This window comes from Mediterraneibacter catenae (genome assembly GCF_008691045.1).
GTDB classification, from domain to species: domain Bacteria; phylum Bacillota; class Clostridia; order Lachnospirales; family Lachnospiraceae; genus Mediterraneibacter; species Mediterraneibacter ornithocaccae.
On the sequence record NZ_VMSO01000009.1, the window covers coordinates 111250 to 122734 of the forward strand.

The window sequence follows — 11485 nt, forward strand, 5'->3', positions numbered from 1 at the left end:
TTGTGAATAAAGTCTGTATAAAAGAAGGAAAAACAGGAGATACAAATGAAATCGCTTCTTATATATCTGAAAAACTACAAAAAGGAATCTGTACTGGCGCCTCTTTTTAAAATGCTGGAGGCGTCTTTTGAATTGCTCGTACCGCTTGTTATGGCGGCGGTTATTGATGTCGGAATCGCGGACAAAAATGAGCCGTACATCATAAAGATGTGTCTGGTGCTCATCGCACTGGGGCTGATCGGGCTTGTGTGTTCTATCACAGCGCAGTATTTCTCGGCAAAGGCTGCTTCCGGATTCGGCACAGGGGTAAGACGTGCCTTATTTGAACATATACAGAATCTCACTTTTACAGAAATGGATACGATCGGAAGTTCCACGCTGATCACAAGACTGACCAGTGATATCAATCAGGCACAGGCCGGAGTGAATCTGGTGCTGCGGCTTTTCCTTCGGTCGCCGTTTATTGTATTCGGCGCCATGATCATGGCTTTTACCGTAGATGTGCAGGCTGCGCTGATCTTTGTCGTGGTCATACCTGTCCTGTCAGTGATCGTATTCGGCGTCATGCTCGTGACCATGCCTCTGTACAGGAAAGTACAGTCCCATCTTGACAGCGTCCTGCTCACGACAAGAGAGAATCTGGCAGGAGCCCGTGTTATTCGAGCTTTCAATAAAGAAGAGGAAGAGCGGGAGAGGTTTGAAGAAGAAAACCAGACACTGACAGATGCCCAGAAATTTGTGGGGAGGATATCGGGACTTATGAATCCTCTGACCTATATTGTCGTAAACGGCGGGATCATCGCGCTGATCTATGCGGGGGCGGTGCGGGTCAATGTGGGTGATCTGACTCAGGGAGAGGTTGTGGCTCTAGTTAATTATATGTCACAGATCCTTGTGGAGCTCGTAAAGCTCGCAAATCTCATAATCACAGTCACAAAAGCGGTTGCCTGTGGCAACAGGATTGGCGGTGTACTGAAAATACAGCCGGATATGCAGGATGGAGACAGTATATTCCGGCCGGCTGATGCCATATCCAAAGATGCGGCGCAGCGTCGTGAAGATATTCCGGCAGTGGAGTTTGATCATGTCTCTCTTACTTATAAGGGCGCAGCGGGAGAATCACTGACAGATATTACATTCCGTGCTATGAGGGGGCAGACGATCGGTATTATCGGAGGAACGGGTTCGGGAAAATCTTCGCTTGTGAATATGATCCCGAGGTTCTATGATGCTACATGCGGCATGATCAGGATATTCGGAAATGATATCAGGGACTACAAAACAGAAAGCCTGAGGTCACACATCGGCGTTGTCCTGCAGAAGGCGGTCCTCTTCAAAGGGACGATCGCAGAGAACCTGCGCTGGGGTAATGAGAAAGCATCGGACGAAGAGCTGGAAGAGGCATTGGAAATCTCTCAGGCAAAAGAGTTTGTCGACCAGAAACCGGGCAGGCTTGAATTTCAGATCGAGCAGGGCGGACGGAATCTGTCCGGCGGCCAGAAGCAGAGACTTACAATAGCAAGGGCACTCGTAAGAAAGCCGGAGATTCTGATCCTGGATGACAGTGCATCAGCACTTGACTTTGCTACAGATGCGGCGCTGCGGGCTGCGATACGTTCTATGAAAGATGATCCCACTGTATTTATTGTCTCCCAGAGGGCGTCCTCCGTACAGTATGCTGACCAGATCATCGTGCTGGATGACGGCAGAGCGGCCGGGATAGGGACACATGATGAACTGCTTGTGTCATGTCCGGCTTATCAGGAGATTTACTATTCCCAGTTCCCGAAGGAGGCAGTGTCTAATGGCTGACAGTAAGAAAACAGTACATCAGGTGTCTGATGAGAAGAGAAAGCCCGGGCAGGGAGAGACATTGAAGAAAGTGTTCCGTCATCTCGGAAAATACAGGATCTTCGTTGTGTTTTCCATATTACTTGCAACGATCTCCGTGGCGCTGACGCTCTATGTGCCGAAGCTGACCGGATATGCGGTGGACTATATCATTGCTGCGGGCAAAGTGGATTTTCCCGGTGTGTTCCGGGTTATGATACAGATTGGTGTCTGCACACTCATCACGGCGCTGGCGCAGTGGCTGATGAATGTATGCAATAACAAGATGACGTATCAGGTAGTACAGGATATCCGTAACGAGGCATTTCGTAAAATCGAGATCCTTCCGTTGAAATATATTGACGGTCATCCATATGGTGAGGTGGTCAGCCGTGTGATCGCAGATGTGGATCAGTTTGCGGACGGGCTTCTGATGGGATTTACTCAGCTTTTTACGGGGGTCGCCACGATCGTAGGAACATTCTGTTTTATGCTGTCGGTAAATGTGACGATCACGTTTGTTGTAGTACTGATCACGCCGGTCTCGTTCCTGGTGGCGAATTTTATCGCGAAGCGGACATTCTCTATGTTCCGTCTGCAGTCTGAGATCAGAGGTGAACAGACAGGGCTGATCGATGAGATGGTCGGAAACCAGAAAGTTGTGCAGGCGTTCGGCCGGGGGAAAGATGTGACGGAACAGTTTGATGAGATAAACGAACGCCTTGGCAAAGCATATCTGAAAGCAATATTTTTTTCCTCTATCACAAATCCTTCTACACGGTTTGTAAACAGCCTTGTCTATACCGGCGTAGGGATTACGGGAGCTTTTGCCGTTGTAAGAGGATCGCTTTCCGTAGGACAGCTCTCGAGTTTCTTAAGCTATGCCAACCAGTATACAAAGCCGTTCAACGAGATATCCGGTGTTGTGACAGAGTTCCAGAACGCGGTGGCGTGTGCGCAGCGGATCTTTGATCTTATAGAAGAAGAACCGCAGACACCGGAACCGGAGGGGGCTGCGGAGCTGAAAGATATTGCCGGATATGTCAAGGCGGAACATGTTGATTTTTCCTATGTGGAGGAGCAGGAACTGATCCGTGATTTTAATCTTACCGTTAAGCCCGGACAGAGGATCGCGATCGTCGGACCTACGGGATGCGGCAAGACGACGATTATCAACCTGCTCATGCGTTTCTATGATGTGAATTCGGGTGTGATATCAGTGGAAGGCATCGATATCCGTGAGATGACCCGAAAAAGTCTGCGGGCCGGATACGGCATGGTGCTTCAGGATACGTGGCTTAAGACCGGTACGATCCGGGATAATATCATTATGGGACGTCCGGATGCAACAGAGGAGGAAATCATTGAGGCGGCGAAAGCATCACACATACACAGCTTTATCAGACGTCTGCCAAACGGGTATGATACCTGGATCACGGAAGACGGGGGAGGGCTCTCCCAGGGACAGAAGCAGCTCCTCTGTATTGCCAGGGTTATGCTGTGCAGACCTCCGATGCTGATACTGGACGAGGCAACCTCATCCATTGATACAAGGACAGAGATGAAGATACAGGACGCCTTCGCGGCACTGATGGAAGGCAGGACGACATTCATCGTAGCACACAGACTGTCCACAATCCGGGAGGCGGACGTAATCCTTGTAATGAAGGACGGACAGATCATCGAACAGGGAAATCACGAGAGCCTGCTCGCAGAAGGAGGATTCTACAAACATCTGTATGAAAGCCAGTTTGAACACAGAACGGGCGAAGCCCGTGTCAGCGGCTAGGCGCTGACGAGCTGCAGAGCAGCGTTGTGTTCACGAGAAAGAAGCGGAGCGGATTTCGAGTGTCCGCGAAGATACAGAACGGGCGAAGCCCGTGTCAGCGGCTAGGCGCTGACGAGCTGCGGAGCAGCGCTGTGTTCACGAGAAAGGAGCGAAGCGGATTTATGGAAAGACTGAGCACACTGTGCTATATCGAGCAGAACGGCAAGTATCTGATGCTCCACCGTACGGTGAAGGAAAATGATGTAAATAAGGATAAATGGATCGGTGTGGGCGGGCATTTTGAATATGGCGAGAGTCCGGAAGAATGTCTCTTGCGCGAAGTGAAGGAGGAGACAGGGTATACACTGACTTCCTGGCAGTACCGGGGGATCGTGACCTTTGTGTACGGGGAGGATACGGTAGAATACATGTCGCTCTACACAGCAGACGGTTTTGAAGGTGAACCGGTCGAATGTGACGAGGGAGAGCTCGAATGGGTGGACAAAAAAGATATTCCGGCGCTGGAATTGTGGGAGGGAGATAAGGTATTTTTCCGCCTGCTGGATATGGGGAGAGAGTTCTTCTCTCTCAAACTTGTATACGACAGACAGGATGTTCTCCAATATGCAGCTCTTGACGGAGTTCCCATGGAACTGTTTGATGAGATCAGAGAGGACGGCAGCAGGACCGGGGCGGTGAAAGAACGCGGCGTCGTGCATGAGGATGGAACACTTCATGCTACAGTGCACACATGGATCGTGCGCCCGAATGACAGGAGCGGGTACGATCTGCTCCTGCAGAAACGAAGTGAATGTAAAGATTCCAACCCGGGATGCTGGGATATTTCTTCTGCCGGTCATATTGAGGCGGGACACGGACAGCTCGAGAGTGCCTTGCGGGAACTAAAAGAGGAACTTGGGATTGATGCCTGCCAGGAACAGCTCCGTGAAGCAGGGACGAGAAGGTGCGGATTTGAAAGTGAGTTCTACGGACGGACATTTCGGGATAATGAGCTGAGCACGATCTATATTTACGAAGAGCCGGTGGAGGTTGACAGTCTGACTTTGCAGGAGTCGGAAGTTTCAGCAGTAGAATGGATGGATTATGACGAGTGCCGAAAGAAAGTTTCGGACAATTCATTTGAACACTGTATCTATGCCGATGAACTGGATATAGTTGGAAAAGCGCTGGGGATACTGCGGCAGGAAAATACAGACCGGTAAGATGTACAGTCAGTCTGTATCAGAAGACGGAGGAGAATAATAAGACCATGAAATATGCAGTTGTGTATGAGAGTGCCACAGGAAATACAAAGATGCTGGCAGAGGAGATAAAAAAAGCACTGGGAGATTCGGAATGCATATATTTCGGAACAGCGGAGGGAAATATCCGAAGTATGACGAAGGATGCGGATATTGTTTTCATTGGCTTTTGGACGGATAAAGGAGAATGCAGCGGAAAAGCTGCACAATATATGGGAACATTGCATGACAGAAATGTGTTCCTTTTCGGAACGGCAGGATTCGGCGGCTCGCAGCAGTATTTCTCAGAGATTATCAAACGTGTATCCGGCTGCTTGCCGGAAGGAAATGTTCTGGCGGGAACTTATATGTGTCAGGGAAAAATGCCGGAGAGTGTACGGAAACGTTACGAAGCGATGCAGAAGGAGGCCCCGCAGGATGAAAAGGTGAAAATGATGATAGAAAATTATGACAGAGCTCTGATACATCCGGATGAAGAAGATTTGTTACATCTGAGGGAAGCTGTGATCGAATCGGTTAGTCCGGAGAAATGAGCGTGTGCAGGACACAAGACAGACGGGAAGAGAGGAGAGGAACATATGACAGAAACGGGAGTGATACATGGCAGATTTCAAGTGCTTCACCTGAAACATATGGAATATCTGCTGGCAGCCAAGATGAGATGCAGGACTTTATATGTAGGCATTACTCATCCGGATATTTCGGCGTATCCGGCGACCTCACCCCTTGACAAGCACGGGAGGACAAAAACGGACAATCCTCTTACCTATATTGAAAGGTATGAGATGATCCGTGATGCCCTGCTGGACTTCGGAGTGAAGAGAGAAGAGTTTGAGATCATCCCGTTTCCGATCAGCAGCCCGGAGCTTCTGCTGCAGTACACACCGGCGGACGCGGTGCATTATATGAGTATATGCAGTGCGTGGGATGAGGAAAAATATCAGATCCTGTGTTCTCTGGATCTCAATGTTGAAGTTCTCTGGAGAAGGACAGGCGAAGAAAAGGAAATTACGGGATCTGAGCTGCGGAGCCTGATTGCCAGAGGGGAAGAATGGAAACAGTATGTGCCTAAGACAGCAGCAGAATATCTGGAGAAAAATGGGATTGACCAGAGAATTCGTCAGCTCTATTATACTTACGGCGGAAGATAGAAAGCAAAAGGATAGAGAGATGCCTTATGGTTCGGCGAAGAGCCCGATGTCCGGGGGCAGAAAAGTGAACAGGATGAAAAGAATGAGAAAGAGAACGGTCAGAAAATAAATGGCGGTTCTCTTTCGATATATTCTGGCAGAATCCTGCAGTCTCCATGCATAGAAAAAGGCGCTGAAAACACTTATAAAAAATATGGTGATATCTATCCATGTGATATTGTGTCCGAGGATACCTGAATAAGTATAGAACAGGACGGGAATCAGGAACGTGCCGGAAAGCCCGCCGAGAAGCAGTGCGGGGCGCAGGGAGGGGGAAGATTCTGAAACCGGATGCGGAATGAAAAAGGACCAGGAGAGGATAGGGAAAAAAACGAGTTTCATATGTTCCCAGGTGGATTCGTTTACGGGGCTTATCAGACCGATCAGCAGATTCTGGTCCGACCAGTCATAGAAAAAATGGGAGAGCGTACCGAGTGCCGAAGTAAAGATGAAACCGATTATAAGATAAAAACGGATATTTTTCATAAAAAACACCTGCATATACGTTTTGATGATATCGCCAGTATATGCAGGTGCTCAAATTATTATTCGTTTGACGGTAATGTACAAAGGCAGATGCAGGTTTTGTGGTTGTGCATCCTGTCATTTTTCTGCCAGAAAGCTCAGCAGAGCCTTCGACGAGTAATTCAGGATCAGATTCCGCGGTACTTTTGCGAGCCCCGCCGCGTCTGCCGCGTATGTAAAATCTCCCACCTGCTTTGTTCCATGGCTGTCGCTTGAGAACAATACCGGATAGTTAAAGTGTACAGATAAGTTCAGCAGGATGAGATCTGTGTACTTTGTATCGCCCCGGTATCCTTCCGGGCTCAACGAACTGTTGTTGATCTCAAGGAGTACATGATTCTTCATTGCGGCAGCAAATAATTTAAATGGATCAACAGGAAACTTTGTGTCATCACAGTGTCCGATCACAGATACATGCGGGTTCTTCATGGCGTTTATATACGCCGCTGTATTTTCTTCCACAGACCCCGGCTTTATGGTAGGGTGATGCATACTGGCGATCACATAGTCCAGTCCCTGGAGAACCTTGTCGCTCAGATCCAGTTTCCCTTTGAAATTCAGGATATTTGCTTCAGCACCGTACAGCATTTTGATACCGAGCCGCTCGCGCTGTGCATATTTCAGATTCATAAAATACGATACCCGGCCGCCTCCTAACGTTGCAGGCCCGTGGTCAGATATGCCGAGCATCTTGAGGTTGCGGTCCCGGGCTGCTTTTGCCATATCGGTAATGGTCGCGCTGGAGCCGTGTCCGCTGGCGATCGTGTGGGTATGAATATCGAATTCATATCGCTCGGCATGTTCTGTGCCATGGGAATTGTATGTGTGCTGATATGCCATAGAACGACGCCTCGCTTTCCTAAAAAGATTCACTGCTTTCAGTATGAAACATTTTTACCCTGCTGTCAATGTATAAACATAAAAAACAAATAAAAAACAACAAAAACAACGTTGGATTGTGTGGAAAAACAGAAAGATAAATGCAGAGGCAATGTTGATTCACGTTGACTTATGCAGGTGTATGAAGTATAATTATCATAATTGCAGGATCTAGCACAACAGTGCGGCTTTGCGGATTATGCTGGCTGAACTGTTACCAGTCGGAAGACCCGGAAAGGAGAGGAAAAATGGTTCAGGAACATATGCCGGAACGAATCATTCAGGAACAGGTTCCGGGCAAGGAGATTACCATTGCTCATCTTATCGCAAGTCCGGACATTACACTGTATGAAAAACTCGGGCTTGATCCGAGGGTTGGACACAGCAAATCAGCCATCGGCGTGCTTACGATCAGTCCGGCAGAGACAGCAATCATTGCCGGTGATATCGCGATCAAGGCGGCGGGGATTGAGCTTGGATTTGTGGACAGGTTCAGCGGCACACTGATCGTAACCGGTACAATCTCGGAGACGGAAGCGGCAATCCGGGCGGTCCTTGAATATGTAAAGGACAAGATGGGATTCTCCATATGCGAGATAACGAGGACATAATACAATGAAGAAAATAGTGCTGGTGGGCAGGAGCGAATGCGGCAAGACCACATTGACGCAGGCTCTGAAAGGTGAAAAAATACACTATCACAAGACCCAGTACGTCAACAATTTTGATGTGATCATCGATACACCCGGAGAATACGCACAGACAAAGCATCTTGGGTATGCACTGGCTCTGTATACATATGAGGCGGATGTGGTGGGAATGCTGCTTTCGGCGACAGAACCCTACTCATTGTACCCGCCGTGCTGTACAGCGACATGCAACCGGGATGTGATCGGGATCGTCACCAAAATACACGATGAGCGCGCAAATGTTGCAAGGGCGGAAAGGTGGCTCCGCCTTGCAGGATGCAGACATATTTTCTTTGTGGATTCCAAATGTTACGAGGGAATTCCCGAAATACTGGAATACCTGAAAGAAGAGGGGGACGTGCTTCCGTGGGAAAAGGAGGAAAACCAATAAAAACCAACATTAAAATATGTTGACGAATGTGGGATTGTGTGGTAATATTCAAAAAGAAACAACACAAAACAAAATGTTTTGTAAAATCCAAGGAGGAGAAGAGATGCAAAACGAATACGAAATCAAAAAAGAAATGTGTGAAATCGGAAGACGTGTTTACAACCGCGGAATGGTTGCGGCAAACGATGGTAACTTTTCCGTAAAGCTCAATGACCATGAGTTCTTATGTACACCGACAGGCGTCAGCAAAGGGTTTATGACACCTGAGTATATTTGTAAAGTTGATGAGAAAGGTAATGTGCTTCAGGCAAACAAGGGATTCAGACCTTCTTCAGAAATTAAGATGCATATGCGTGTATATCAGAAGAGACCGGATGTAAATGCAGTTGTACATGCTCATCCGCTGTATGCTACAACATTTGCGATCGCAGGTATTCCGCTGACACAGCCGATCATGCCTGAGGCGGTTATCGCACTTGGTTGCGTACCGATCGCTCCGTACGGAACACCGTCTACAATGGAAATCCCGGATGCAGTTGAGCCTTATCTTCAGCATTTTGATGCAGTTCTCCTTGAGAACCACGGCGCACTGACATTTTCCGACAGCCTTCTTGCTGCATACATGAAGATGGAATCTGTAGAATTTTATGCACAGTTGTTATGGCAGACAATGCAGATCGGCGGACCGCAGGAATTCAGCAAAGAACAGGTTGAGAGACTGTATGAGATCAGAAGAAAGATGGGACTTCCGGGCAAACATCCGGCAAACCTCTGCCCGAACGCGCAGGCAGGTAAACCGAGCTGCCATTCATGCGGCGGTTCCTGCGGAAAAGCAGCAGCTCCGGCAGAAGGAAACACAGATGCTGATCTGATTGCTTCTATCACAAAGAAGGTTATGGAACAGCTTGGCATGTAGGAGTACAGCCTATGAATGAACTGGATATCACCAACGCGGTGAAAGCCGTGCTGGATCAGATGAAAGAGACAGCTCCCGCCCAGGACAAGCCACATGTCTGTAAATGTAAGAAACGTCAGATGACACTTGCGCTCGCCAATGCTCTGATTGAAAAGGTGAAGGCAAAGGCAGAGGAGATGGGAATAAATGTTGTGATCGCTGTCTCAGACAAATCCGGGAGACCGGTAGCTGTCCAGTGTATGGACGGCGCTTACATAGCTAGTTTTGACATAGCAGTAAATAAGACTTACACTTCCGCAAGTCTGAAAATGTCCACTGAACAGCTGAGTCACTTGAGCCAGCCGGGACAGGATTTGTATGGAATACAATTTACGAACAATGGTAAGATCGTAATCTTCGGCGGAGGCGAAGTCCTGGAAGATGACGGACATATTGTCGGTGCACTGGGAGTAAGCGGTGGATCGGCGGCGGAAGACACAGCTATAGCAGCTTACGGAAAACAAGTCTTTAAGGAGGTATTAGAGTGTCTGTAAATGAACAGATGGTTCAGGACATTGTACAGGAAGTGATGGCAAAGATGCAGATCGCATCGGATGTGTCAGGAGACAGAGGTGTATTCACTGACATGAATGAAGCGATCGAAGCTGCAAAGAAATCACAGAAAATCGTTGCCAGAATGTCCCTGGATCACAGAGAAAAAGTTATCTCCAATATTCGTAAAAAGATTAAGGAGAACGCAGAAATTCTTGCACGCATGGGCGTACAGGAAACCGGCATGGGAAATGTCGGACACAAGATTCTGAAACATCAACTCGTTGCTGAGAAGACTCCGGGAACAGAGGATATCACAACAACAGCATGGTCAGGAGACAGAGGACTTACTCTTATCGAGATGGGACCGTTCGGGGTTATCGGCGCGATTACGCCGTGTACGAACCCGAGTGAGACAGTGCTCTGCAACACGATAGGAATGTTCGCGGCAGGAAATACAGTTGTATTTAACCCGCATCCGGCAGCGATCAAAACATCTATCTACGCGATCAATCTGGTAAATGAGGCATCGGTAGAGGCAGGCGGTCCGGATAATATTGCCTGCACGGTCGAGCATCCTACACTTGAGACAAGCAATATAATGATGAAACATCCTGCAATCCAGCTTATTGCTGCGACAGGCGGCCCGGGAGTCGTTACGGCAGTGTTGTCCTCAGGAAGAAGAGGAATCGGAGCAGGCGCGGGAAATCCGCCTGCGCTGGTAGATGAGACGGCAGACATCAGAAAAGCTGCAGAGGATATTGTAAATGGATGTACATTTGATAATAATCTTCCGTGTATTGCCGAGAAAGAGATCGTAGCTGTAGATTCGGTTGTGGATGAACTGATGAATTATATGATCAATGAGCAGGGATGCTATCTTATATCAAAAGAAGAGCAGGACGCTCTTACAGCTGTTGTCTTAAAAGACGGGAAATTGAACAGAAAATGTGTGGGACGCGATGCTAAAACGCTGCTTGGCATGATTGGTATCACAGTTCCGGACAACATCAGATGTATCACATTTGAGGGTCCGAAGGAGCATCCGCTGATTGCGACAGAGCTCATGATGCCGATCCTCGGCGTGGTAAGGGCGAAGGATTTTGACGATGCTGTAGAGCAGGCTGTATGGCTCGAGCACGGCAACCGTCACTCCGCACACATCCATTCTAAGAACGTTGATAATATCACAAAATATGCGAAAGCGATCGATACGGCAATCCTCGTAAAGAACGGGCCGTCTTATGCAGCTCTGGGCTTTGGAGGCGAAGGATTCTGCACATTTACAATCGCCAGCAGGACAGGAGAAGGTCTGACGAGCGCGAGCACATTCACAAAGAGAAGACGCTGCGTAATGACAGACAGTTTGTGCATACGTTAAGCCATGCACTTATGACACAGAAATATGTATGCAGACTTGTCTGCAGATACATATTTCTGGGGCAGAAGTATACGGCGCACGCCGACAGCGAGATGAGCGAAGCGGAATCGAGCTGTGCATGGC

Annotated in this window: 12 protein-coding genes; 10 read left to right on the plus strand and 2 right to left on the minus strand. The window is 48.3% G+C overall.

The features are described 5' to 3' along the window. Positions 1–45 precede the first annotated feature (45 nt). The 5 genes from FNY66_RS08840 (at position 46) to FNY66_RS08860 (ending at position 6011) form a co-directional block, all read left to right on the plus strand. Positions 46–1812, plus strand: coding sequence for an ABC transporter ATP-binding protein (locus FNY66_RS08840; protein ID WP_150310878.1), 1767 nt, complete (start codon positions 46–48; stop codon positions 1810–1812). Next, positions 1805–3619, plus strand: a complete 1815-nt coding sequence (locus FNY66_RS08845) for an ABC transporter ATP-binding protein (RefSeq protein WP_150310879.1) — start codon at positions 1805–1807, stop codon at positions 3617–3619. Before FNY66_RS08840 ends, FNY66_RS08845 begins: the two co-directional genes overlap by 8 nt. Before the next feature lie 161 nt (positions 3620–3780). Further along, positions 3781–4821 (plus strand): NUDIX domain-containing protein, encoded by a 1041-nt coding sequence (locus FNY66_RS08850; RefSeq protein WP_150310885.1) that lies wholly within the window; start codon positions 3781–3783, stop codon positions 4819–4821. A 47-nt stretch (positions 4822–4868) separates the two neighbouring features. After that, positions 4869–5393 carry a flavodoxin family protein BilS gene (gene bilS, locus FNY66_RS08855; protein WP_087150087.1) on the plus strand — a complete coding sequence of 175 codons (525 nt, stop codon included), beginning with the start codon at positions 4869–4871 and terminating at the stop codon, positions 5391–5393. Positions 5394–5438: 45 nt separating this feature from the next. Beyond that, positions 5439–6011, plus strand: a complete 573-nt coding sequence (locus FNY66_RS08860; protein WP_087150088.1) for a nucleotidyl transferase family protein — start codon at positions 5439–5441, stop codon at positions 6009–6011. Positions 6012–6035: 24 nt separating this feature from the next. Here FNY66_RS08860 and FNY66_RS08865 read toward each other — a convergent pair whose 3' ends face one another. Together FNY66_RS08865 and FNY66_RS08870 are read right to left on the minus strand one after the other, a co-directional pair. Continuing rightward, positions 6036–6536, minus strand: coding sequence for a DUF6512 family protein (locus FNY66_RS08865; protein ID WP_229409481.1), 501 nt, complete (start codon positions 6534–6536; stop codon positions 6036–6038). 117 nt (positions 6537–6653) lie between these two features. Next, positions 6654–7415 (minus strand): phosphatase, encoded by a 762-nt coding sequence (locus tag FNY66_RS08870; protein ID WP_087150090.1) that lies wholly within the window; start codon positions 7413–7415, stop codon positions 6654–6656. A 287-nt stretch (positions 7416–7702) separates the two neighbouring features. Here FNY66_RS08870 and FNY66_RS08875 point away from each other — a divergent pair, with 287 nt between their 5' ends. From FNY66_RS08875 to FNY66_RS08895, 5 genes are all read left to right on the plus strand, one after another. Next, positions 7703–8065, plus strand: a complete 363-nt coding sequence (locus FNY66_RS08875; RefSeq protein WP_150310880.1) for a BMC domain-containing protein — start codon at positions 7703–7705, stop codon at positions 8063–8065. A gap of 4 nt (positions 8066–8069) precedes the next feature. Continuing rightward, positions 8070–8534, plus strand: coding sequence for a EutP/PduV family microcompartment system protein (locus FNY66_RS08880; protein ID WP_087150092.1), 465 nt, complete (start codon positions 8070–8072; stop codon positions 8532–8534). 103 nt (positions 8535–8637) lie between these two features. Beyond that, positions 8638–9450, plus strand: coding sequence for a class II aldolase/adducin family protein (locus FNY66_RS08885; RefSeq protein WP_087150093.1), 813 nt, complete (start codon positions 8638–8640; stop codon positions 9448–9450). Positions 9451–9461: 11 nt separating this feature from the next. Next, positions 9462–9983 (plus strand): GlcG/HbpS family heme-binding protein, encoded by a 522-nt coding sequence (locus tag FNY66_RS08890; RefSeq protein WP_087150094.1) that lies wholly within the window; start codon positions 9462–9464, stop codon positions 9981–9983. After that, positions 9974–11362 carry an aldehyde dehydrogenase family protein gene (locus tag FNY66_RS08895; protein ID WP_087150095.1) on the plus strand — a complete coding sequence of 463 codons (1389 nt, stop codon included), beginning with the start codon at positions 9974–9976 and terminating at the stop codon, positions 11360–11362. Before FNY66_RS08890 ends, FNY66_RS08895 begins: the two co-directional genes overlap by 10 nt. Positions 11363–11485: the final 123 nt, after the last annotated feature.